We start from the raw sequence: 23,417 nt of genomic DNA on the forward strand, positions 1-23,417 counted from the left end.
GGTATAAGTTATTCTCTTATTAGATAGAAGGATCAATTAAAACGTCAATTAATTTTGCTTGTGTAGGCGTTAAAATATGACTTGTACGATAAACGAGTGACATTAAAAATTTAGGTTGATCTAATTCCGATAAGGGGAGTGAGACTAAATCATCTGCAGCATCCAATGCTAGTTCTGTTAAAAAACCAATACCAACATTTTCGGTAACCATTTTTTTAATAATCTGACTGTCACTTGTTGTATAGATAATCTTTGGTTTGAAATGATTTTTTGTTGTTAACTCTTTAAAAGCGATTGGATGAACAAAACCCTCATTTTGCATAATAAATTTTTCATTTCGAAGTTCAGAAAATTTAACGGATTCTCTTGAAGCAAGTGGATGATGTTTGCTAACGATAATCTTGAAGTGTTTAGATGCAAAATTTCTGGCAATTAAGCGGTCATCTTCTATTGGTTTAACGGAACCTAATAAAGCCATATCTAATGATCCGTTTATTAACTGAAGAAGTAGGGCTTGGGAACCGTTCTCAACTGTATCTAGATGATTAATCAGACCTGAATTAAATAAATTGCTGACAATTTGCGGAAAATAGTACGTTCCTATAATAGGTGGTAATCCAAATCGAACGTGCTCATTTTTAAGTTGGTTAATTTCTTGGTTAGCAATTGTTAATTCTTTGAGAATAATATTAACATGTTCAGCGAATTGTTCACCACTTGGTGTAAAAGAAACTTGATGATGTGATTGATCACGAATAATCAGATTTGTGTCTAATTCAGTTTCTAAGCGTTTCATTGCAGTTGTGATTGTTGGTTGACTAACTGAAAAAAAATGAGCAACTTTTGAAAAATTTCTCAAATTAATTATTTGTTGATAATATTCTAAATCTCGAATGTTCATTATAATCTCCTCTAAATCAACGTTTATAATCCTCATATAAATAATATTTATAGTATAACACATGTTTGACTATAATTTTTAAAGGGGTGTATTCTTGCTCTTGTAAGTTAAAGAGAAAATAAAATATAAAAAAATAATGGAGGAATTAATGATGACAAAAGCACAAGATATGTTAAATAACCCATTTGTAAATAAAGGTACAGCATTTACAATGGAAGAACGTCGTGAATTAGGACTTATTGGTATGTTACCAGCTAAAGTTCAAACAATTGAAGAACAAGCAACACAAAACTACGCACAATATTTAAGTAAAGAAACTGGTCTTGAAAAACGCCATTTCTTAATGGAATTATTCAATGAAAACCGTACACTATTTTTCTACTTAATGGGACAACATGTGGCTGAATTTATGCCAGTTGTTTATGATCCAGTTGTTGCTGATTCAATCGAAGAATACAACGAAATTTATGTAAATCCACAAAACGCTGCATTCTTATCAATTGATCATCCAGAAGATATCGAAGCAACATTAAAAAATGCTGCTGCAGGACGTGACATTCGTTTAGTCGTTGTGACAGATGCTGAAGGTATTTTAGGTATGGGCGATTGGGGTGTCAACGGTGTTGATATCGCAATTGGTAAATTAATGGTTTATACAGCTGCTGCTGGAATTGATCCTTCACAAGTTTTACCAGTTTCTATTGATGCTGGAACAAATAATGAAACATTATTGAATGATCCATTATACCTTGGTAACAAACATGAACGTGTAACTGGTGACAAATACTATGACTTCGTTGATGGCTTTGTCCAAAGTACAAAGAACTTGTTCCCAGAATTGTTATTACATTGGGAAGATTTTGGCCGTTCAAATGCTGCTAATATTCTTGAAAAATATCAAAACGAAATCACAACATTTAATGATGATATCCAAGGTACAGGGATTGTTGTTTTAGCTGGTATCTTAGGTGCTCTAAGTATCACTAAAGGTTCAATTGTTGACCAAACAGTTATTACTTATGGTGCTGGTACTGCTGGTGTCGGAATTGCTAACCAAATTATGGACGAAATGAAACGCGCTGGTGTTTCAGAAGAAGATGCTCGCAAACGTTTCTTCTTAGTTGATAAACAAGGATTGTTATTTGATGATACAGAAGACTTAACACCTGGCCAAAAAGAATTTACGCATAAACGTTCAGAATTTGCTAATGCTGATGAATTAACTTCTTTAGAAGCTGTTGTTAAAGCTGTTCAACCAACTGTTATGATTGGTACATCTACACAACCTGGTACATTTACAAAAGAAATTGTTCAAGACATGGCTTCACATGTTGAACGTCCAATCATCTTCCCATTATCAAACCCTACAAAATTAGCAGAAGCTAAGGCTGAAGATTTGATTGCATGGACTGATGGTAAAGCTTTAGTTGCTACTGGTATTCCAGCTGATAATGTTGATTACAAAGGTGTTACTTACCAAATTGGTCAAGCAAACAACGCACTTATGTACCCAGGTCTTGGATTTGGGATTATCGCTTCAACATCTTCAAGAGTTAATGGCGAAATCTTATCACAAGCTAGTCATGCTTTAGGTGGAATCGTTGATACTACAGCCGTTGGTGCTGCCGTATTACCACCAGTAACACATTTAGCAGAATTCTCACAAACAATTGCTGAAGTAGTTGCCCAAAGTGTTGTTGACCAAAAATTAAACAAAGAAGCAATTACAGATGTTAAAAAGGCTGTCTCAGATATGAAATGGACACCTAAATACTAAAAAAAGCGTAGAGAGAAGGACAATTAATTATGGTATTTTTCCAATCAATTCAAAGTGTTCTAGTTGTTGTTTTGATGATGGTACTTGGATACATTTTACAAGTTAAAGGTTGGTTCGCTGATTCATTTGGTGGCAATATCTCATCATTAATTACAAAAATTGCTTTACCAGCTTCAATTTTCGTTTCTGTTTTAAAATATTTAAAACGTGATCAATTAGCTGCATTGTCAGGTAGTTTACTCTACCCAGCAATTGCTGTTATTATCGGTTACTTAATTGCATGGGCACTTGTTCATATCTTGAACATCAAACCTGGTCGTCGTGGTATCTTCATGAATGCCGTTGTTAATGCAAATACAATTTTCATTGGTTTACCTTTAAATATTGCGTTGTTTGGCGATAAGAGTATCTCATATTTCCTTGTTTACTATATTATTAATACAGTTTCAACATGGGCATTTGGTGTTTTCTTAATTTCAAATGATGATCCAACAAAAGACAAATCAGATAAAACGAAAAAGAAAATTAACTGGGCTAAAGTAATCCCAATGCCACTTGTTGGGTTCATCGTTGCATTAATCTTCTTGGTTCTTGCAATTCCAGTTCCTGATTTTATTAGCCAAACATTAGGTTATGTTGGTGGATTAGTTACACCATTATCATTAATCTATATTGGTATTGTGTTAGCTAAAGCCGGTTTGAAGAGTATCAGATTTGATCGTGATACAGTCGTTGCATTACTTGGACGTTTTATTTTATCACCAATCATTTTAATCGCTGTTATTCTTTTAGGTACACATTTAACTGGTGCAGATTTAGCACCATTATTACAAAAAACTTTGATTGTTCAATCAGCTACACCAATGTTAGCCGTATTACCAATCTTAGCTAATGAAGCACATGGAGACGTTAAATACGCAACAAACATTGTTACAACAAGTACAATCTTGTTCATCATTGTTGTTCCTGTTTTAACGACCCTTATCTCATTCATGTAATATAAAATTTATTTAAAATAGAACGTCACTGATTACCTCTATAATTAGTGACGTTCTATTTTTTTGCATATTAAATGGTAACAATCGTTAAATCGGTTATAATAAGGGAACGGAAGTGAAATGATTAAATTTGTAGGAGTAAGTAGATGAAAACTAATAATAAAACATATCATATGAGTATTTTGGCGTTATTTATTTCAATCATTATTGTTCAAAATTTTGTGCCATTATTTGGTTACATCCCTGTTGGCCCCTTAAGCATCACAACCATTCATATCACGGTGATTGTTGCTGCTTTAGTGTTTGGCTGGAAAGATGGTGCATTTATCGGTGGTGTCTGGGGATTAATCACATTTATCAGGGCGTTTGTGTCGCCAACTAGTCCACTTGCACCCATTGTTTTTACAAATCCACTTATAGCAATTGTGCCAAGAATTTTAATTGGAATTGTGACAGCAGTCATTTTTTACTTTTTATATAAATGGTGGAAAAACAAAACGTTAGCCATGATTATTGCCTCTGTTTTTGGTTCATTGGTTAATACGGTTTTAGTTTTAGGCCTTATCTATCTTTTATATCATGGGCAAGCAGCTAATTTTTATAAAGTTGATATGGCACAATTATTACCATATATTATGGGACTAGTTGTCACAAACGGTATTCCAGAGATGATTTTAGCAGGGATTGTTGCGCCATTGATAGCAAGACCTTTACAAAAAATAGTTCGGAAAAGTTAGAGAACAAAATACACGATGCTAATAGGTAAAAATAAAAAAGTTATTAACAACGAATGATATTTCGCTGTTAATAACTTTTTTTAGTTGAATTTAGAAATAATTTTAGAATCTAATGTTCCATTTTCTAGTGCAATTAATGCGTCGATTATAGGCATATGATGAATTTCAGTATCATCTGCTAGCAGACTACTAGGAATAAAAAAGGTTGTTGAATAGTGATCACCTGCTAGATAATCACCATCAATTGTCTGACCTAAGATACAAACGTCATCCCAGTTCAAAGAGATAGTATCAGGTGTTTTCAAGAAGTTCATTGTTTCTAAAAATTGTGTTTGAAGTGAGCTGCCAGGAAATTGTAAATAGCCATCATTTGTCTGACGGATATTTGAATTAAGTAATAATTGTTGTAGCGTTTGTGGTGCTGAATCTATCAGTTGACTTTTTAATTCTGTGAACATGAATAACACACTCCTTTGAATTAACGTTTATTCAAAATAGTAACATTAAATTTAATATTGCCCCAAGAAGTTGTACTTTTACCTTGCATTTGAATTGCTTTAGGGAAAAGTGACTTACCAGAAAAAATTGGTGTTACCTGATAACGGACATGATCTCCTTTATCAACTGCTGCACGAACTGCGTTTTCATACTTGGTCATGTAGGGTGTGTTAACAGGGTTTTGATATAATGTTGCTAAATTTTCTTTTTTATCACCACTACCACCAAGTTGTCGACCGATTAAATGTCCACGGGAATGAAAATAAGGTGACAGCCCTGACACAAAACCAGTTGGTCGAATTGAAGAATCTGCTGATGACCCTCTAGATTCTAAAGCTTTAACTAAAAGAGCATTGGCCTGAGTAGCACGGCCAAGAGAGTCAAGAGCGCCGTATTTTATCCAACCATTGGCATTATCTGCAAGATCACTTTTTGAAAAGGTTGGCGCACCATTATCCACAATTCCATTAATGGCCTTGCTACTATTAATAGAACTAGTATTTGCTGTTCCTGTCCCATTTTTAACATTGACTGAAGTTGAATTGCCATTTGTTTGTAGCAAATCTTTTACAGTACTAGGTAATTTTCCGCTGAAAAGGGAGACAACTAAAATGACAGCAAGTCCAATTAGATAATTACGTGTTCGATTCTGAATATAACGTTTCTTTCGTTTCATAAAATTAACTCCAACTCTTTTTCTTTTAGTGTAGCATGGAATTAAAAAAAGTTATCAACAATTTCTAGTGATAACTTTTCAGATGAAGCTTATTTTTCAAAAGGATATTTAAAGCCCCATTGTTCACGAGCTTGTGTCATTATTGACATAACATCTGTTGTTTTTTCTAAGAATGGTTTAGGATTTAAATTACCCAAAACCATATCTTGAACATCTTTAATTTCATAATTCATGGCTTGTTTTGTATGGCCGGCAGTGATTTCTGTAGCTGTTCCATCAGATAATACAAGAGCAGCTTTATTAGCTCGAGGATAATCGTAAACAGTAAAGTAACCACCTTCATAAGCAATAATACCCATTTTAGGCATTTTAGCTCTGAATGTTAAGGCAACAGTTGCGAGTTCATTATTGGCATTTTGTAAACTAATCGTTTCAGATTCGTCAACACCTGATTCGAATAAATTCATTGCTGAACCTGTGATTTCTGGTGTGGCTGTCATGAATTGACGGACAAAGGCTAATGCATAAACACCGATATCTAATAATGCGCCACCAGCTAAATCAGGATTGAAGAAACGATTTGTTGGATCAGGATCTTTAAAACTACCAAATGAGGCTTGGACCATTTTTAGTTTGCCTAATTTTTTTTCTTCAGCTACTTCAATAATTTTTTTATAAAGTGGCATATGATAAATAGTCATTGCTTCTTGTAAAATCAAGCCTTTTTCTTCAGCTAAATCAGTTGCTTGTTTAAGTTCATCACTAGTCATGGTGATTGCTTTTTCACTTAAGACGTGCTTGCCAGCTTTAAGTGCAGCCAAGATTGTGTCGATATGGTAGTTGTGAGGTGTCGCAATGTAAACGATGTCAATTTCATCATCAGCTAATAAGTCTTCATAGTTACCATAGGCATGTGGAATATTAAATTCGTTAGCAAAAGTTTGCGCTTTTTCTAAGTTTCTTGAGCCAGCGGCATAGATTTCACCAAATGGTTGATCAAAGTAAGTTGTAAAGCTGTGAGCGATGTTACCAAGTCCAATAATTCCCCAATTTAAATTTTTTGTCATTATGTTCTCCTGTCTCATTTAAGATAGCTCAAGCTTAACAGAAATTTAATAAAAAGAGAAAAAATACGATGGTAATAGATATAGAATTAGGGTAAAATAAGTGAAACAATTAAATGTATAGGGACGGGTGTACTAATGAAAAAGAAAAATGGTCGGGGGATTTTTGTAAAGAACGGTAAAATTCAAGTTGCGAATATTGTTGTTTTAATTTTAATTCTTGGTATTATTACAGTCGTTGTTTCAATGAACGTTCATAAAAAGAATGTTGCTCGAGATGAATCTATTGCGACGTCATTATCAACCTCAAAAATTGAAGCAAGTGAATCAGCAAAAAAAGCAGCAGCAGAAGCTAAAAAACAAGCATTTATTAAGAAAGTAGCACCTGAAGCACAAAAAATGCAAAAAAAATATAAAGTCTTTTCTAGTATTACAATTGCACAAGCTATCTTAGAATCTGATTGGGGAACGAGTTCTTTAGCTAAAGACTACAATAACCTATTTGGAATTAAAGGAACGGGCGCACGTGCAAAAGATTTCAAAACTAAAGAACAAGAAAAAGATGGCACATGGAAGACGGTTACGGCTAAATTTATCGTCTTCAAAGATTGGGACGAAGCAATTATGTCTCATTCGAAATTATTAGCTAATGGAAATACATGGAATAAAACACAATTTGCTGACGTTCTTTCTGCAGCAACTTACGAAGATGCAGCAGCAGCTTTAGTAGTTGATGGGTACGCAACAGATAATGATTATAGTACAAAATTAACAGATATCATTAAACAATATCATTTAGATAAATATGATAAATAAACGGGATTAATGTCAAGTATAATAACGATAAATGAGTAGATTCAAATTGAAATTACCCTTATATTATGTTATTCTTAAGTCATTCAAAACCGGAATGTAGCTTTTTTACTTATACCGAAGTGAAAAAGCTATTTTTATACCCAAAAAAATATAAATAGCAAGAGGAGCGTACCCCACGTGAAACTTTTAGAAGACAGAATTATGCAAGATGGTATTGTATTACCAGGAGATGTATTGAAGGTCGATCAATTTTTAAATCACCAAGTTGATCCTGATTTAATGTTAGCAATGGGTGTGGAATTTGCTGAATTATTCAAAAATGAAAAAATTACTAAAATTTTAACAGTTGAATCATCAGGTATTGCCCCAGCAGTATTCGTTGGGTTACAATTTCATGTTCCTGTTGTCTTCGCACGTAAAAATAAGAGCGTTACGATGCAAAATGATTTATATTCTGCTTCTGTTTACTCGTACACAAAGAAAGTTGAAAATACAATTGCCGTTGCCAACAAGTTTTTAGGTGAAAACGATCGTGTTTTAATCATTGATGACTTCTTGGCAAATGGCCAAGCAGCTGAAGGACTCTTCCAAATTTGTGACGAAGCTAAGGCAGAAATTGCTGGAATTGGAATTGTAATTGAAAAATCATTCCAAAAAGGTGCCGAATTAATTCATGAACGTGGCGTACGTTTAGAATCACTTGCTAAAATTTCATCATTTGATGGTGATCAAGTTCATTTTGAAGATTAAATTAACGAAAAGAGCGCAAAATGTGCTCTTTTTTATTTTCTTATAAAATTGTTAAATTATGGTTGTTAAAACTTGATTGCCCCGCGGGATAACAGTATGATTAAGGGTATAAAGCAAAAGTAGAAAGTAGTGAATATATAGTGGAAAAAAAAGTTATCTTTCCTGGAAGTACATTGGGAATAATCGGAGATAGTCCAACGGGTGCAATGTTGGCTATGGCTGCAAGAAATTTAGGGTTTAAAATCGCAGCATACAGTCAAAATGAAGTTAGTGAGACACTTCAATTAGCAGATTATTCTGTTGTAGGTAAGATGAATGATAAGGATAAATTGAAAGAATTCGCTGAACGAACAGATATTGTGACGTATGAATCTGAACACGTTAATTCAGAAGTGATTGAATATATTTCAAAATATACTTATGTGCCACAAAAGTATAATGCATTAGAAATTATGCAAGACCGCTTGTTGGAAAGAGCTTTTTTTGAACAATTAAATATTAATATTCCACCTTTTGAAACAATTGTATCATTAGAAGATGTGTATAATTCTGTACTTTCAATTGGGTATCCCAGCGTTTTAAAACCAATCCAAAAAGGGTTTGGTAAAAGTTACCAGAGTGTTCTCAATACGCAAACTGATATTTCAGATGCGGCGTACTTGGTTGAACGTGGCACCTATATTTTAGAATCATGGATTCCTTATGAACAAGAAATCTCAATGGTTCTTATCAAAAATGGTAAGGAAATTAATTTTTTCCCAGCTGTTGAAAATAAATATCGTGATCATCGATTACACGAATCAATCGTACCAGCTAACTTAGATACAGAAATTTCTGCTGAAATGCATAAAATTGCCATTAAAGTTGCGGAAAATCTAGACTACACTGGCGCATTAGAAATTGGCTACTTTGTAACTAAATCAGGTGCAATTTATGTTAAACGTGTCGTGCCCGCTATGCATCAATCAGGGTATGTTTTTGATAAAGCAACAAACGTTAGCATGTATGAACAGCATTTACGTGCCATTTGTGGATTGCCACTATCAAAAGTGAAATTCCTTGCACCAACTGTTATGGTGTCATTAAAAGAAGAAGAACGTGCCGATTTAAAGACACAGTGGGTTCTTAAAAATAATTGGTATTACCATTTTTATCGTTACCCTGAAAATCATAAATTAGATCGTGCTGGGCATATTTTGGTTCAGTCAGATTCAGTTCGTGAAGCATTGAATCAAATTGAAGATACAGGCATTTGGGATAAAAAAGAAACAACAAATTAAATGAAATTAGAAGGATGAATCGTTTTGAATCGGTTCGTCTTTTTTTATGAACAAGTTGAGACATATATTCATAAAAATTAAAGAAGTTAAGGCGTTTTTTTGCTATAATAAATAATGACTGATTTATAGAGAGGATTGATTAATTTGACTACTGAAAGCTTATTGAACGGAATGAATAACAAACAAAAAGAAGCTGTCCTAAAAACAGAGGGACCACTCTTAATTATGGCTGGAGCTGGAAGTGGTAAAACGCGAGTATTAACGCATCGCGTTGCTTACTTAATTGAAGAAAAAGGTATCAATCCATGGAACGTATTAGCAATCACATTTACAAATAAAGCATCAAAAGAGATGCGCGAACGTGTTAATAAATTACTTAACAAAGGGGCAGAAGATGTTTGGGTTTCAACATTCCATGCACTTTGTGTTCGTATTTTGCGACGTGATATTGACCAAATTGGTTATAATCGTGCATTTACAATTGCCGACCCAGGTGAACAAAAGACTTTAGTAAAACGTATTTTAAAAGAACAAAATATTGATCCACAAAAATTTGACCCAAGAACCGTTTTAGGAGCAATTTCAAATGCAAAAAATGATTTATTAACAGAAAAAGAATACGCAGAACGTGCTGCAAGTATGTTCGAACAAATGGTAGCTAAAGTTTATACGGCATATCAAAAAGAGTTACGCTCAAATCAAGCAGTTGATTTCGATGATTTAATTATGTTAACTATCCGTTTATTTAAAGAAAAGCCTGAAACATTGGCTTTTTATCAAAATAAATTTCAATATATCCATGTGGATGAATATCAGGATACTAATGAAGCACAATATACCTTAGTAAACATGTTAGCTGAACGTTTCAAAAATCTCTGCGTCGTCGGGGATGCTGACCAAAGTATTTACGGTTGGCGTGGGGCAAACATGGATAACATTATGAATTTTGAAAAAGATTATCCTGATGCTGATGTTGTTAAGTTGGAACAAAACTATCGTTCAACGAAAACAATTCTGAATGCTGCCAATGCAGTTATTGATAATAATACGAACCGCAGTGATAAGAGTCTTTGGACTGATAATAAAGATGGTGAGAAAATTTCTTACTACCGTGGCCAAAGTGAAAATGATGAATCACATTATGTGGTTGAAAAAATTCAAGAACAAATTAAAGATAATCACTTAAATTACGGTGATTTCGCCATTTTATATCGAACGAATGCACAGTCTCGTGTGATTGAAGAGACATTCTTAAAATCAAGCGTTCCTTACAAAATGGTTGGTGGACACAAATTCTACGAGCGATTGGAAATTCGAGATATCTTAGGCTACATTCGTTTAATTGCTAATGATCAAGATTCAATGAGTTTTGATCGTATTGTAAATGTCCCAAAACGCGGTATCGGTGCAAGTAGTGTGGACAAATTACGTGAATTTTCAGATATGAATAATTGGACAATGCTTGAAGGTGCTGAAAACTCAGCGCTTGCTAATATTTCTGGTAAAGCTGAAAAATCATTACAAGAATTTGCCACAATGATTCGTGGATTACAAAAAATGCGTGAGTTCTTGAATGTGACCGAGTTAACAAAAGAAATTTTAAAACAATCAGGTTATGAAGCTAATTTGAAAAAGACGAAAACGATTGAAAATGAAACGCGACTTGAAAACGTTGAAGAATTCTTGTCTGTAACTCAGCAATTTGATGATCGTTGGGAAGCTGAAGAAGATGATAGTGACCGTTATGTTGATTTCTTAGCTGATTTAGCACTAGTTTCTGCACAAGATGATATTGAAGAAGAACCTGAAGAAGTCACATTGATGACATTACATGCCGCTAAAGGACTTGAATTTCCAGTTATCTTTTTAATGGGATTGGAAGAAGGCATATTCCCTCTTTCTCGTGCCATGTTAGAAGATGATCAACTTGAGGAAGAACGTCGTTTAGCATATGTCGGAATTACTCGTGCTGAACGCAAATTATATTTAACAAATGCTTTTTCAAGAATGTTGTATGGTCGTCGTCAAAGTAATCAAGCTTCACGTTTCATTGGTGAAATAGATGAGTCATTACTTGAATTAGATAATCAAACGGCAGCACCATCTCGTAATTCATCGTATTCCAATCAACGTGCGACGGCGACAACATACCGTCGACCTGCTAAAACCGTTGAACGTGATAATGGTACAGGTGCTGATGCAGTTGTTTGGCGTATTGGTGAAAAAGTGGAACATAAAGCTTGGGGTACTGGGACAATCGTTAAAGTTTCAGGATCAGGTTCGGATGCTGAACTTGATATTGCTTTCAAAGAACAAGGGATTAAGCGTCTGTTGACAGCTTTTGCACCAATTACAAAAAAAGTGGACTAAATAAAAGGAGGGTTCAAGTTTGTCAAATCAAGCCATAACATTGGAAGAAGCAACTAATAGAGTGAATCAATTAAAAACTGACTTAATCAAATGGACGCGTCAATATTATGTCCTTGATCAGCCAACAGTTGAAGATCATGTTTATGATGAACACTACCTACAACTAGTAGAACTTGAAAAAGCCTTTCCTAATTTAGTGACACCTAATTCACCAACGCAACGTGTTGGTGGCCAGGTACTGCCTGGTTTTGAAAAAGTTTCGCATGAAGTACCAATGCTTTCATTGGGGGATGTCTTTTCCATTGAAGAACTATCGGAATTTGATCAACGATTACAAAAATCAGTTGATGCTGAGGTAAGTTACAATACTGAACTCAAAATTGATGGATTGGCCATTTCGTTAACATATGAAAATGGTGTATTCGTTAAAGGATCAACTCGTGGAGATGGCACAATTGGTGAAAATATTACTGAAAATCTTAAAACAGTCAAATCAATTCCACTAACATTGACGGAACCCATTTCAATTGAAGTTCGTGGAGAATGTTACATGCCAACAAAGGCGTTTGTTGCGTTGAATAAACGTCGCGAGGAAGCTGGAGAAACGGTATTTGCTAATCCTAGGAATGCAGCAGCAGGTAGTTTACGACAATTAAATACAGCTGAAACGGCTCAACGACAATTGAGTACATTTATCTATTATATAGTTGATCCGGATGTCAAAACTCAAAGTGATGCGTTAAAACGCTTGTCTAAACTTGGATTTAGAACAAATACTGAATCACGTGTTACGAGTGATATGACAGAAATTTCGGCATACATTAATGAATATCAAGCAAAACGTCATGATTTATCTTACGATATCGATGGTATTGTTATTAAAGCAAATTTATTCACGATTCATGATGAAGTTGGTAATACGGTTAAAGTTCCAAAATGGGCAATTGCCTATAAATTCCCGCCAGACGAGCAAGAAACTAAAGTTCTAGATATTGAATGGACGATTGGTCGAACAGGTGTCGTAACACCAACTGCAATCATGAATCCTGTGCAGTTAGCGGGAACAACAGTTTCTCGGGCATCATTGCATAATGGGGATTTACTGAAACAAAAAGATATTAGAATTAACGATACGGTTAAGTTGCATAAGGCTGGGGATATTATTCCAGAAATTTCTGAAGTTGTCTTAGATAAACGACCAGAAGACAGTGTTGTGTATAGTTTGCCAACGAACTGCCCAGTTTGTGGAGCAATATTAGTTCATCTGGATGAAGAAGTTGCATTACGTTGTATCAATCCAAAATGTCCCGCACTCATTAAAGAGAGTCTGGCACATTTTGCTTCTAGAAATGCGATGAATATTGATGGACTAGGGCCTAAAATTGTTGAACAATTATTTGAAAATAAGTTAATTAGTGATGTTGCAGGATTGTATCAGTTAACTGCCGATCAACTGTTAACGCTAGATAATTTCAAAGAAAAATCGGTTAATAAATTATTAAATGCAATTGATATTAGCCGACAAAATTCAGTGGAACGCTTATTATTTGGACTAGGAATTCGGCATGTTGGAGCTAAGGCTGCTCGATTGGTTTCAGCCGAATTTAAAGATATTCATCAATTAATGACAGCAATTTCCGAAGATATTCTCGTCATTGATTCAATCGGACAGGTGATTGCGGATAGTCTTGTGACTTATTTTGCCAATGACCAAGTTCGTGAATTGATTGATGAACTGGATAATGCGCAAGTTAACTTAACCTTTTTAGGCAAAACAACTGCTGAAATTGCAGAATTAGCTGAAGGTAGTCCCGTGATGGATAAGAAAGTTGTCCTAACGGGAACACTTGATCAGTTGAAACGAAGCGATGCTAAAAAATGGCTTGAAGCAAATGGTGCTTCTGTTGTTGGTAGTGTTTCGAAAAAAACAGACCTATTAATTGCCGGGCATGATGCTGGAAGTAAGTTAACAAAAGCGAAGCAACTAGAAATTGAAATTTGGGATGAACAACAATTTATCTCAGTTATGGAAGGAGTGTCATATGAAAAAAATTAAGATTGGACTTATGTTAAGTTTCTCGTTAATTTTCTTAGCAGCCTGTGGCAATGTTGCCTCATCAGGCTCGTCGGGAACCTCTAAAAATACATCAAGTTCTGGTTACCAGACAACTGGCCAAACAAGTGATAGTAACTATGAAGGTGTCATTAAAGATGGTAAATATTTAACAAGTAAATCAAGAGGTGTGGCACTCACACAAAATGACAATGTCTTGAATTTAAAAAGTTTTGAATCTGGTCTGTTAGATTTATCTAAAGATCAATTTGCTACTGACAGTTATATTTTCCAAGAAGGACAATATTTAACAAAAACGACTGTTCAAAGCTGGTTAGGACGTGAATCAAGTGCTAATAAAGACGGATTAAACCCTAAGAGTAATGGTAAAACGGGTGAAACAGACCGTAATCCCATGTATGTACAGCAAGTTGAAGAACAAGATTTTATGACAAAAAAAGGCAGCAAATTATCACTCTCGGGTATCTCGGTAGGTATCGGAATGAACTCAGTTGATTATTATCAAAAAGAAGAATATGGGGCTGAATATAAAACCGTTATTTCTGATGCAACAATGAGAGAAAAGGGTAAAGAAGCTGCTAACAAAGTGGTTGCTCGTCTTCGTAAAACCAAAGGAATTAGTGATAGCGTTCCAATCATGGTGGCAATGTACAAGCAAGCACCAAACGATAGTTTAGTTGGCGGTAGTTTCTACGCCTACGCTGTGAATAAGAATGGTAAAACGACGATTGATAATTGGGATGATGTTTCAATTAAGAGTTATACGTTCCCAACGACATCGACGGCCACATCACCTAATACAAATGATGAAACGACATTTACGAATTTTAAAACTGAAGTTCAAAGTTTCTTTCCTAATTTAGCAGGTGTAACAGCACAGGTACAATATAAAAACAAAGCAATTACAGGGATGCACATCAATATTACAACTCAATTTTATAGTGAAACAGAGATTATTAGTTTCACTCAATATTTATCAACAACGGCCGTGAAATATTTAGCATCAGGGATTCCAATTGACATTACTATCAAAGGTAGTGATGGGACAATGCAAAGTTTCCTTGCCAAAACAGCTAAAGAAAGCACATACTATACGCATGTATTTACCAGTTATTAAAAAGAAATTAATTTGAATTTTGAAGGGATGGTTTTGAATGTCAATTAGTAAAGAAGAAGTCAAACATGTCTCAGAGTTAGCTAAACTAGAACTCAGTGATACAGATTTAGAACTATTTACCAGTCAATTAGATGATATTATCGGAATGGCTGAACAATTATCAGAAGTAGATACAACAGGCGTTCCAGTAACGACACATATTACAGATGTTCTCAATGTGATGCGTGAAGATGTCGCAGAAGAAGGAACAGATCGAGACTTACTCTTTAAAAATGCACCGGATAGTGAAAATGGCCTTATTAAAGTGCCAGCAATTATTGATGAAAGTGAGGAAGCTTAAGCATGGATTATTTCAAACAAGATTTATCAAGTTTACATGACGCATTAGTTAATAAAGAAATGAGTTCTGAAGAATTAACGAAGGCAACCTTTGCTGAAATTAAAGCACGTGATTCAAAGATTTCTGCTTTCCTCGCAATGAACGAAGAAATGGCACTTAGCCAAGCTAAGGCTGTTGATGCTGCTGGTATCGATGCAAATAATGTCTTAGCCGGGATACCAATGGCTGTTAAAGATAATATTGTGACAAAGGATTTAACAACAACTGCTGCAAGCAAAATGTTAGAAAATTTCAATCCAATATATGATGCAACAGTGATTGAAAAAATGCGCCAAGCACAAATGGTGACAATTGGTAAAACAAACATGGATGAATTTGCTATGGGTGGTTCTACTGAAACGTCAGCTTTTAAAACAACAAAAAACCCTTGGAATACAACGAAGGTTCCCGGTGGCTCATCAGGTGGTTCAGCTGCTGCAGTTGCTTCAGGTGAAGTTATTGCTGCTTTAGGCTCAGATACTGGTGGTTCTATCCGTCAACCTGCTTCATTTAATGGTGTCGTAGGAACAAAACCAACTTATGGTCGTGTATCACGTTATGGTTTAATTGCATTTGCATCAAGTTTGGACCAAATTGGACCATTCACACGTGGCGTTAAAGATAACGCTGCTGTTTTAAATGCAATCAGTGGTAACGATGTTCATGATTCAACGAGTTCAGCGCAAGCTGTTCCTGATTTTACTGCTGGATTAACTGGCGATATTAAAGGAATGAAGATTGCTTTACCTAAAGAGTATTTAGGTGAGGGTGTTGATGCTGGTGTTAAAGAAGCCATTCAAAAAGCAGTTAAGACGTTTGAAGAACTTGGCGCAACAGTTGACGAAGTTAGTTTACCAAACAGTAAATATGGTGTGCCCGTTTACTATATTCTAGCTTCTTCTGAGGCATCATCTAATTTACAACGTTTTGATGGTATTCGTTATGGATTCCGTGCACAAGACGTTAAGAGTTTGGAAGATGTTTATGTACGTTCTCGTTCAGAAGGTTTTGGGGATGAAGTTAAACGTCGGATTATGTTAGGAACATTCTCATTATCTGCTGGAACTTATGACGCTTTCTTCAAGAAAGCAGCTCAAGTTCGGACTTTAATCTGCAATGATTTCCGTAATGTATTCAATGATTATGATTTGATTATTGGGCCTACTGCACCTAATACAGCATTTAATATTGGTGATAAAATTGAAGACCCAATTACAATGTATATGAATGATATTTTAACGATTCCAGTTAACTTGGCTGGACTACCCGGCATGTCAGTTCCTGCTGGATTCTCAAATGGCTTACCAGTTGGATTACAATTAATTGCGAAATCATTCGATGAAGCAACAATGTATCGTGCTGGTTACGCATTTGAACAAGCAACTGATTTCCATAAAGAAGTCCCTACGTTAGGAGGCCAAAACTAATGAATTTTGAAACAACAATTGGACTTGAAGTTCATATTGAAATGAAAACTAACTCTAAGGCATTCTCACCTTCAAAAGTTGATTTTGGGGCAGAACCTAATACGAATACCAACGTTATTGACTGGGGTTATCCAGGTGTTTTACCAACTGCCAATAAAGGGGCAATTGAATACGGAATGCGTGCTGCCTTAGCTTTAAATTGTGAAATCACAAAGGATAACCATTTTGACCGAAAAAATTACTTTTATCCTGATAATCCAAAAGCTTACCAGATCACACAATCAGAAGAACCTATTGGTCGTAACGGCTTCTTAGAAATTGAAGTTAATGGCGAAACGAAAAAAATCGGAATTGAAGAAATGCACGTTGAAGAAGATGCGGGTAAAAATACGCATAATCCTAACGGCTATTCTTATGTCGATTTAAACCGTCAAGGAACACCTTTGATTGAAATTGTTTCACGTCCTGATATCAAAACACCTGAAGAAGCTTACACATATCTTGAAAAATTACGTCAAGTTATTCAATTTACCGGTGTTTCTGATGTGAAGATGGAAGAAGGATCAATGCGAATTGATGTTAATATTTCAATTAACCCAATTGGCCAACCCGGTTATGGGACAAAAACTGAAATGAAAAATTTAAATTCATTTGAAAATGTGCGTAAAGGACTTGAATTTGAAGAAAAACGTCAAATAAATGTCTTGATGTCTGGTGGTATTGTTCAACAAGAAACACGCCGTTTTGATGCACCAACTGGTACAACTATTTTGATGCGTGTCAAAGAAGGGGCTAGCGATTATCGTTATTTCCCAGAACCAGATATTCCACCAATTCATATTAGTGATGACTGGATTCAAGAAGTTAGAGAATCAATTCCCGAAATGCCTGACAAACGACGGACACGCTATGCAAGTGAATTAGGCTTGCCTGAATATGATGCTGAAGTCTTAACACAAACAAAAGAAATGTCAGATTTCTTTGAAGACACAATTAAGTTAGATGCAGATCCTAAGTTAGCTGCTAACTGGTTAATGGGTGAAGTTAATGCGTTCATGAATACAAATAAATTAAACTTACAAGATACTAAATTAACACCAGCAAATCTTGCTGGAATGATTAATTTAATTACTGATGAAACAATTTCAAGTAAGATTGCTAAAAAAGTTTTCCAAGAAATTATTAAAAATGGTAGCGAACCTAAAGCTTGGGTTGAGTCTAAGGGACTTGTTCAATTATCTGACCCAGCTAAGTTACAACCCATTATTGATGGTATTTTAGATAACAATGAACAATCAATTGAAGATTTCAAAAATGGTAAAGATCGTGCTGTTGGATTCTTAATCGGACAAATCATGAAACAAACACAGGGACAAGCAAATCCTAATGTGGTCAATCAATTATTGATGGCCTCATTGAAGCAAAGATAATCTTATTAAAATAAGATTCATGTGGAGGAACGGAATGAGAAAAAGAGCCAGAATTATCTATAACCCAACATCCGGTCGTGAGGCTTTAAAAAGTGATCTCGTGAGTATTCTAGACATCATTGAAAATGCCGGGTATGAAACTAGTGCTTATGCGACGACAGCGAAGAAACATTCAGCTCGAGATGAAGCAACGAGAGCTGCTAAATCAGGGTTTGATTTAGTAATTGCTGCTGGTGGCGACGGAACCATTAATGAAGTTGCTAATGGAATTGCTGGTCTTAAGCACCGACCTAAGATAGGTGTTATTCCAGCTGGAACGACAAATGATTATGCGAGAGCTTTGAAAATACCTAGGGATGATTCAGTTGCTGCTGCAAAAGTAATTGCAAAAGGTAACACAGTTAAAATGGATGTTGGACAAGCTGGAGAAAAATATTTCATTAATATCGCTGGTGGTGGATTATTAACGGAATTAACTTATGATGTTCCTTCACAATTTAAATCACTTTTTGGTTATCTGGCTTATTTAGCTAAAGGTGCTGAAATGTTACCTAGAATGAAACCAATTGAAATGAACCTTGAGTATGATGGGGGAATTTTTAAAGGGAAAGCATCAATGTTTTTATTAGCATTGACGAACTCTGTAGGTGGCTTTGAACAAATCGTACCAAACGCTTCACTTGATGACGGTAAGTTTACCTTGCTTATTGTTAAAGCGACTAATATCGCCGAAATGTTGCATTTAATGGCACTTGTGTTAAATGGTGGGAAGCATATTAATGATAAACGTGTGATTTATGTTAAAACGTCTAAATTAATTGCTAAACCAGTCGATAATAAAATGATGATTAATATTGATGGTGAATATGGTGGTGATGCACCAATGACTTTCAAAAATTTAAAGCAACATATCGAAATTTTTGCGAATACAGATGCATTGCCAGAAACGTCAATTACGTCAGGTCGTACGGCTGCCGAAATTACAGCTGAAGAACATTTTGTAAAAGAAGTCCAAGAAATGCATAGTGAAGATGTTGACGGTAATGGTACAATTAGTAAAGTAAGAGATAACTAAGAAATTAAGTAGGATTGAGGTGCTTGGTAAAGGCCTCAATCCTGTTTTATTTCTAGAGTTGGCAACTATTGACTTTTAGGGGTTAAACATGGTTGAATAAAGTAAATACGCAGGAACATCGAAAGGACAACAATGAAAAAACTACCTCCAGTAATAAAGAACCAAGAATTTGATACAGAAATTATCGATTTAACTTATCAAGGTATGGGTGTCGCTAAAGTTGATGGCTACCCATTATTTATTGAAAATGCATTACCAGGCGAAAAAGTTAGTATTCGTGTAATGAAAGTTAGCAAGAACTTTGGTTTCGCTAAAGTTTTAGCTTTTCGTAATGAGAGCCCAGATCGTGTTGAAACAAAAGGTTCAGCATATACACAAACTGGAATTGCACCTTTACAACATTTAGCATACCCAGCACAATTAAAATTCAAACAAGCACAAGTTCAAGAGTTATTGAAAAAAGCGCATTTGGATATTGAAGTATCTGATGCTGTTGGAATGGAAAATCCTTTCCATTACCGTAATAAAGCACAAGTGCCTGTTCGCGAAATTGCTGGTGAATTAAAAACAGGATTCTTCAAGAAAAACAGTCATGATTTTGTTGCAATTGAAGATTTTTTAATTCAAGATGAAGAAATTGATAAAGCAATCGTAGCTGTACGTGATGTCTTACAACGTTTCCATGTGGAAGCATATGACGAACGTGCACATAAAGGGATTATCCGTCACATTATGGTTCGCCGTGGTCATTACTCAAAACAAATGATGATTGTCTTAGTAACACGCTCTAAGAAATTACCAATGTTTACTGAAATTACTGCTGCAATCCGTGAATCATTACCTGAGGTTACAACTATTGTTCAAAATACAAATTCTGAAAAGACAAATGTTATTTTAGGCCGCGAAAACAAAGTTTTATTTGGCCCTGGTTATATTGAAGATCAATTAAATGGATTAACATTTAGAATTTCACCACATTCTTTCTACCAAATTAATCCTGTCCAAACAGAAAAATTATATGCTGCAGCATTTGAACGTGCTGGTTTAACTGGTAATGAAACAGTTATTGATGCTTATAGTGGTATTGGAACAATTTCATTATCAATGGCAAAACATGCTCGTCAAATCTATGGTGTAGAATTAGTTTCTGCAGCGGTTAAAGATGCGAAAGAAAATGCTAAGATTAATGGTATTGATAATGTTCGTTTTGAAACTGGGATGGCAGAAAACTGGATGGAAAACTGGAGTCATGCTAACTTAAGACCTGACGTTTTAGTTGTCGATCCTCCTCGTAAGGGGCTAGAACCAGCATTTATTGAAAGTACACTTAAAATGCAACCTAAAAAAGTTGTTTACATTAGTTGTAACCCTTCAACATTAGTTCGTGATTTACAGAGCTTCTTAGATGATGGTTACAAAGTTACAAAACCAATTTTACCAGTGGATCAATTCCCACAAACAACACATATTGAAACAGTTACAATTTTAGAAAAATAACCAATTTAATATAATAGATGAGGAAGACCAAAGGTATTTTACTTTTGGCCTTTTTTTTGCAAACAGATAAATTGTATTCAGTGTGAAAAAGAGTATTCTAATGATATCTTAAAACATTAGGAGGTCCATTATGTCAAAAGAAACTGAAAAAGAATTACGTGAACGTTTAACTAATGAAGAGTTTGAAGTTACACAACATGCTGCAACGGAAGCGCCATTTACCGGTAAATATGATGACTTCTATCAAAAAGGAATTTACGTTGATGTTGTTAGTGGGGAAGCACTTTTTAGTTCAGCAGAAAAATATGACGCTGGCTGCGGTTGGCCATCATTTTCAAAACCAATCCCAGGTTCTAAGATTGCTGAGTTGGTTGATAATAGTCTTTTTGGTTATCAACGAACGGAAGTTAGAAGTAAGGAAGCAAATTCACATTTAGGTCATGTATTTACTGATGGACCTAAAGACCAAGGCGGATTACGTTATTGTATTAACTCTGCCTCATTGAAGTTTATTCCTGAAGCAGAAATGGAAGCTGCTGGATATAGTAACTATTTAAATAATTTATAAAAAATAAAAACATTCGACTTAAGGGATATGAGCCTATCTGGCTCTAAAAGTTGAATGTTTTTATTTGTATAATTATCCTTGGCTTTTTTGATGAATAAAGTAAACAGGAATGCCAAGTCCCGTTATTAATAGACCAACAAGTGCTAACGTCGTTTGTGTTAATAGTGTCGCAACGAGTATAAAAATACCCCCAATAATCGCGATGATTGGAATGATTGGATATAAAGGAACTTTATAGGGTCTATTTAATTCAGGTTCACGTTTTCGTAATATAAAGATAGCAACGAAAACTAGTACATTAAAAATCCAAATAACAAAAATAAGCATATCTGTTAATAAATCAAAACTACCTAAGAACATCATTATTATTGCGATACTTATTTGTAAAAAGCCCGCAATATATGGAACTCTCGTATGAGGAGATAAGCGTTTTAGCCAATTACTAAAGGGGAGTTGGTTTTCTAAGGCCATCGCATATGGAACGCGCATACCGGTTAACGTATAGCCGTTAGTGGCACCGTAGACTGAAATTAAGATACCAACGGTCACAAACTTACCACCAAATTGTCCAAATAGTTGTCTTGAGGCATCAGAAGCTGCATTTAAATTGCCAGCTAATCCTGAAATAGGAAGAGCCTTAAGAAAAACAAAATTAATTAATGTATAGATAATTGTGATGAAAAATAATCCTGAAATAATGGCTTTCGGTAAATCACGTTCTGGATGGTGCATCTCTCCGGCAATATTTCCAACCCCAATCCAGCCATCATAAGCAAACATGGTCGCAAGAAGGCCGCCACTTAAAGCAGTAAAGAAAGACTGGTGCGCGCCGGATGTTAACGGAATTAAACTAAACGTCACTTGTCCAGGAGTGAAAATCCCCCATATCACAATGACAATAATAGGTAATAATTTTAAAACTAATGAAATTGATTGAAAGGTACCACCAACTTTGGCGCCTAAAAAGTTAATCAATGTGATACTGATTCCACTAATTAAAGCAAATGGGATAATTAAATGTGAATCAAGATGGAAAAGATTAATTAATTGTGTGCCAAAAATAATTGAAAGAGCTGCAATGTTTGCTGGATAATAAATGATTATTTGTGCCCAGCCAAGTAAAAATGCTGGGAAACGGCCATAAGTATATTCGATATATTTAATGGCGCCACCAGTTTCTGGGATGGCGGCTGCAAGTTCTGCAGCGGTTAATCCAGCACAGATAGTTAAAAAGCCACCAAGTAACCAAACAAATAAAGTTAAGTTAGCAGATTGGGTTTGTTGTGTAACGCTTGAAACTTTAAAAAAAACGCCTCCGCCGATAACTGTTCCCATTACAGTTGAAAGGGCAGCGAAAAAGCCAATATCTCGTTTTAGGTGATCATTGTTCATGGAAAAAGGTCCTCGTTTCTATATTAAAATGCGTATTTAACTATTTTAGACTATTTAAACGTGTAATGAAACAAAAAATGAAGATGATAATCAACAAAATTCTGTTAATCTACATCTTCATTTTTATCATCTTGTGATTCTACAATTGGGGCTAATTTAATGGGATAGGTCCGGTTATCTGCTTCGTCAAACAAACTCACTGGTCCTTGATCGTTTGCATCAATTCTTAGATGAAAACCATATTCATCTAAGAAACTAAGTTCACGCTCATCTATATGTTCAATCTTACCATCGAGTGCACGTTCGTCAATTCGAATTGTGAGGTCTGATGAAATATCCAAATTATGGTGTCGATGACTTAATTCATCGTAGAATAGCCAATGTCCAGCATAAAAAATAGGTAAAGAAACCTTAGTTTTAGGTGCGGTTATAGACTTAATATCTTTCGTTAATCCAATAAAAAATGATGCACCTAGTAGTGCAAAACTACGTTTCTTCACAGCTATCCCTCCTAATTAGAACTCTTCTACTTAAATATAGCACTTTTAGCTAACAAGCGGAAAGAATTGCCCAAAATATATATAAATTTAA

21 protein-coding genes are annotated in these 23,417 nt (G+C 35.0%); 15 read left to right on the top strand and 6 right to left on the bottom strand.

Annotated features, from left to right (window positions below; genetic code table 11):
• Window positions 1-19 precede the first annotated feature (19 nt).
• Window positions 20-901 carry a LysR family transcriptional regulator gene (locus AC1RPJ_RS04115; protein ID WP_481761581.1) on the bottom strand — a complete coding sequence of 294 codons (882 nt, stop codon included), beginning with the start codon at window positions 899-901 and terminating at the stop codon, window positions 20-22.
• A gap of 136 nt (window positions 902-1,037) precedes the next feature.
• Here AC1RPJ_RS04115 and AC1RPJ_RS04120 point away from each other — a divergent pair, with 136 nt between their 5' ends.
• The 3 genes from AC1RPJ_RS04120 to AC1RPJ_RS04130 all read left to right on the top strand — a co-directional run bounded on the left by AC1RPJ_RS04120 (window position 1,038) and on the right by AC1RPJ_RS04130 (window position 4,413).
• On the top strand, window positions 1,038-2,678 hold the full coding sequence (locus AC1RPJ_RS04120) for a malolactic enzyme (RefSeq protein WP_481761580.1): 1,641 nt from the start codon (window positions 1,038-1,040) through the stop codon (window positions 2,676-2,678).
• Between the two features lie 29 nt (window positions 2,679-2,707).
• A complete protein-coding gene (locus AC1RPJ_RS04125; protein WP_409022066.1) occupies window positions 2,708-3,676 on the top strand; it encodes an AEC family transporter in 969 nt (322 codons plus the stop codon).
• A gap of 146 nt (window positions 3,677-3,822) precedes the next feature.
• Window positions 3,823-4,413, top strand: a complete 591-nt coding sequence (locus AC1RPJ_RS04130) for an ECF transporter S component (RefSeq protein ID WP_409022067.1) — start codon at window positions 3,823-3,825, stop codon at window positions 4,411-4,413.
• Window positions 4,414-4,493: 80 nt separating this feature from the next.
• Here AC1RPJ_RS04130 and AC1RPJ_RS04135 read toward each other — a convergent pair whose 3' ends face one another.
• The 3 genes from AC1RPJ_RS04135 to AC1RPJ_RS04145 form a co-directional block, all read right to left on the bottom strand.
• On the bottom strand, window positions 4,494-4,871 hold the full coding sequence (locus AC1RPJ_RS04135; protein WP_481761579.1) for a hypothetical protein: 378 nt from the start codon (window positions 4,869-4,871) through the stop codon (window positions 4,494-4,496).
• A 20-nt stretch (window positions 4,872-4,891) separates the two neighbouring features.
• A complete protein-coding gene (locus AC1RPJ_RS04140; protein ID WP_481761578.1) occupies window positions 4,892-5,587 on the bottom strand; it encodes a DNA/RNA non-specific endonuclease in 696 nt (231 codons plus the stop codon).
• 89 nt (window positions 5,588-5,676) lie between these two features.
• Window positions 5,677-6,654 (bottom strand): Gfo/Idh/MocA family protein, encoded by a 978-nt coding sequence (locus AC1RPJ_RS04145; RefSeq protein ID WP_481761577.1) that lies wholly within the window; start codon window positions 6,652-6,654, stop codon window positions 5,677-5,679.
• Window positions 6,655-6,789: 135 nt separating this feature from the next.
• On the opposite strand from AC1RPJ_RS04145, the gene AC1RPJ_RS04150 reads away from it, so the two are divergent.
• From AC1RPJ_RS04150 to msrB, 12 genes are all read left to right on the top strand, one after another.
• A complete protein-coding gene (locus AC1RPJ_RS04150) occupies window positions 6,790-7,467 on the top strand; it encodes a glycoside hydrolase family 73 protein (protein ID WP_481761576.1) in 678 nt (225 codons plus the stop codon).
• A 177-nt stretch (window positions 7,468-7,644) separates the two neighbouring features.
• Window positions 7,645-8,217 carry a xanthine phosphoribosyltransferase gene (locus AC1RPJ_RS04155; protein ID WP_409022073.1) on the top strand — a complete coding sequence of 191 codons (573 nt, stop codon included), beginning with the start codon at window positions 7,645-7,647 and terminating at the stop codon, window positions 8,215-8,217.
• A 140-nt stretch (window positions 8,218-8,357) separates the two neighbouring features.
• Entirely contained in the window at window positions 8,358-9,497 is a 1,140-nt protein-coding gene (locus AC1RPJ_RS04160) for a 5-(carboxyamino)imidazole ribonucleotide synthase (protein ID WP_481761575.1), read from the top strand.
• A 144-nt stretch (window positions 9,498-9,641) separates the two neighbouring features.
• Window positions 9,642-11,867: a DNA helicase PcrA gene (pcrA, locus tag AC1RPJ_RS04165; protein ID WP_481761574.1), complete on the top strand. Its 2,226-nt coding sequence runs from the start codon at window positions 9,642-9,644 to the stop codon at window positions 11,865-11,867.
• A 34-nt stretch (window positions 11,868-11,901) separates the two neighbouring features.
• Window positions 11,902-13,923, top strand: coding sequence for an NAD-dependent DNA ligase LigA (gene ligA, locus AC1RPJ_RS04170; protein WP_481761630.1), 2,022 nt, complete (start codon window positions 11,902-11,904; stop codon window positions 13,921-13,923).
• Window positions 13,910-15,058 carry a CamS family sex pheromone protein gene (locus AC1RPJ_RS04175; RefSeq protein WP_481761573.1) on the top strand — a complete coding sequence of 383 codons (1,149 nt, stop codon included), beginning with the start codon at window positions 13,910-13,912 and terminating at the stop codon, window positions 15,056-15,058. Before ligA ends, AC1RPJ_RS04175 begins: the two co-directional genes overlap by 14 nt.
• A gap of 37 nt (window positions 15,059-15,095) precedes the next feature.
• Window positions 15,096-15,398, top strand: a complete 303-nt coding sequence (gene gatC / locus AC1RPJ_RS04180) for an Asp-tRNA(Asn)/Glu-tRNA(Gln) amidotransferase subunit GatC (RefSeq protein WP_409022077.1) — start codon at window positions 15,096-15,098, stop codon at window positions 15,396-15,398.
• Between the two features lie 2 nt (window positions 15,399-15,400).
• The gene (gene gatA / locus AC1RPJ_RS04185; protein WP_481761572.1) at window positions 15,401-16,864 is read left to right on the top strand and encodes an Asp-tRNA(Asn)/Glu-tRNA(Gln) amidotransferase subunit GatA; all 1,464 of its coding nucleotides are present in this window, start codon (window positions 15,401-15,403) and stop codon (window positions 16,862-16,864) included.
• Window positions 16,864-18,294 carry an Asp-tRNA(Asn)/Glu-tRNA(Gln) amidotransferase subunit GatB gene (gatB, locus tag AC1RPJ_RS04190; RefSeq protein ID WP_481761571.1) on the top strand — a complete coding sequence of 477 codons (1,431 nt, stop codon included), beginning with the start codon at window positions 16,864-16,866 and terminating at the stop codon, window positions 18,292-18,294. The genes gatA and gatB overlap by 1 nt, the downstream gene beginning before the upstream one ends.
• 34 nt (window positions 18,295-18,328) lie before the next feature.
• On the top strand, window positions 18,329-19,369 hold the full coding sequence (locus AC1RPJ_RS04195) for a diacylglycerol kinase (RefSeq protein WP_481761570.1): 1,041 nt from the start codon (window positions 18,329-18,331) through the stop codon (window positions 19,367-19,369).
• A gap of 132 nt (window positions 19,370-19,501) precedes the next feature.
• Window positions 19,502-20,866, top strand: a complete 1,365-nt coding sequence (gene rlmD / locus AC1RPJ_RS04200; protein WP_481761569.1) for a 23S rRNA (uracil(1939)-C(5))-methyltransferase RlmD — start codon at window positions 19,502-19,504, stop codon at window positions 20,864-20,866.
• A gap of 130 nt (window positions 20,867-20,996) precedes the next feature.
• Window positions 20,997-21,434: a peptide-methionine (R)-S-oxide reductase MsrB gene (msrB, locus tag AC1RPJ_RS04205; RefSeq protein WP_481761568.1), complete on the top strand. Its 438-nt coding sequence runs from the start codon at window positions 20,997-20,999 to the stop codon at window positions 21,432-21,434.
• Between the two features lie 72 nt (window positions 21,435-21,506).
• Here msrB and AC1RPJ_RS04210 read toward each other — a convergent pair whose 3' ends face one another.
• Together AC1RPJ_RS04210 and AC1RPJ_RS04215 are read right to left on the bottom strand one after the other, a co-directional pair.
• On the bottom strand, window positions 21,507-22,826 hold the full coding sequence (locus AC1RPJ_RS04210; RefSeq protein ID WP_481761567.1) for an APC family permease: 1,320 nt from the start codon (window positions 22,824-22,826) through the stop codon (window positions 21,507-21,509).
• 104 nt (window positions 22,827-22,930) lie between these two features.
• The gene (locus AC1RPJ_RS04215) at window positions 22,931-23,326 is read right to left on the bottom strand and encodes a DUF4828 domain-containing protein (RefSeq protein WP_481761566.1); all 396 of its coding nucleotides are present in this window, start codon (window positions 23,324-23,326) and stop codon (window positions 22,931-22,933) included.
• Window positions 23,327-23,417 lie beyond the last annotated feature (91 nt).

Source organism: Dellaglioa sp. CoH-57-MRSF-17 (assembly GCF_056782015.1).

What these genes read in the sequence shown, in the direction of transcription:
- AC1RPJ_RS04115 (WP_481761581.1), bottom strand. Translation starts at nt 901, where the DNA reads ATGAACATTCGAGATTTAGAATATTATCAACAAATAATTAATTTGAGA.
- AC1RPJ_RS04120 (WP_481761580.1), top strand. Translation starts at nt 1,038, where the DNA reads ATGGAGGAATTAATGATGACAAAAGCACAAGATATGTTAAATAACCCA.
- AC1RPJ_RS04125 (WP_409022066.1), top strand. Translation starts at nt 2,708, where the DNA reads ATGGTATTTTTCCAATCAATTCAAAGTGTTCTAGTTGTTGTTTTGATG.
- AC1RPJ_RS04130 (WP_409022067.1), top strand. Translation starts at nt 3,823, where the DNA reads ATGAAAACTAATAATAAAACATATCATATGAGTATTTTGGCGTTATTT.
- AC1RPJ_RS04135 (WP_481761579.1), bottom strand. Translation starts at nt 4,871, where the DNA reads ATGTTCACAGAATTAAAAAGTCAACTGATAGATTCAGCACCACAAACG.
- AC1RPJ_RS04140 (WP_481761578.1), bottom strand. Translation starts at nt 5,587, where the DNA reads ATGAAACGAAAGAAACGTTATATTCAGAATCGAACACGTAATTATCTA.
- AC1RPJ_RS04145 (WP_481761577.1), bottom strand. Translation starts at nt 6,654, where the DNA reads ATGACAAAAAATTTAAATTGGGGAATTATTGGACTTGGTAACATCGCT.
- AC1RPJ_RS04150 (WP_481761576.1), top strand. Translation starts at nt 6,790, where the DNA reads ATGAAAAAGAAAAATGGTCGGGGGATTTTTGTAAAGAACGGTAAAATT.
- AC1RPJ_RS04175 (WP_481761573.1), top strand. Translation starts at nt 13,910, where the DNA reads ATGAAAAAAATTAAGATTGGACTTATGTTAAGTTTCTCGTTAATTTTC.
- gatC (WP_409022077.1), top strand. Translation starts at nt 15,096, where the DNA reads ATGTCAATTAGTAAAGAAGAAGTCAAACATGTCTCAGAGTTAGCTAAA.
- gatA (WP_481761572.1), top strand. Translation starts at nt 15,401, where the DNA reads ATGGATTATTTCAAACAAGATTTATCAAGTTTACATGACGCATTAGTT.
- gatB (WP_481761571.1), top strand. Translation starts at nt 16,864, where the DNA reads ATGAATTTTGAAACAACAATTGGACTTGAAGTTCATATTGAAATGAAA.
- AC1RPJ_RS04195 (WP_481761570.1), top strand. Translation starts at nt 18,329, where the DNA reads ATGAGAAAAAGAGCCAGAATTATCTATAACCCAACATCCGGTCGTGAG.
- rlmD (WP_481761569.1), top strand. Translation starts at nt 19,502, where the DNA reads ATGAAAAAACTACCTCCAGTAATAAAGAACCAAGAATTTGATACAGAA.
- msrB (WP_481761568.1), top strand. Translation starts at nt 20,997, where the DNA reads ATGTCAAAAGAAACTGAAAAAGAATTACGTGAACGTTTAACTAATGAA.
- AC1RPJ_RS04210 (WP_481761567.1), bottom strand. Translation starts at nt 22,826, where the DNA reads ATGAACAATGATCACCTAAAACGAGATATTGGCTTTTTCGCTGCCCTT.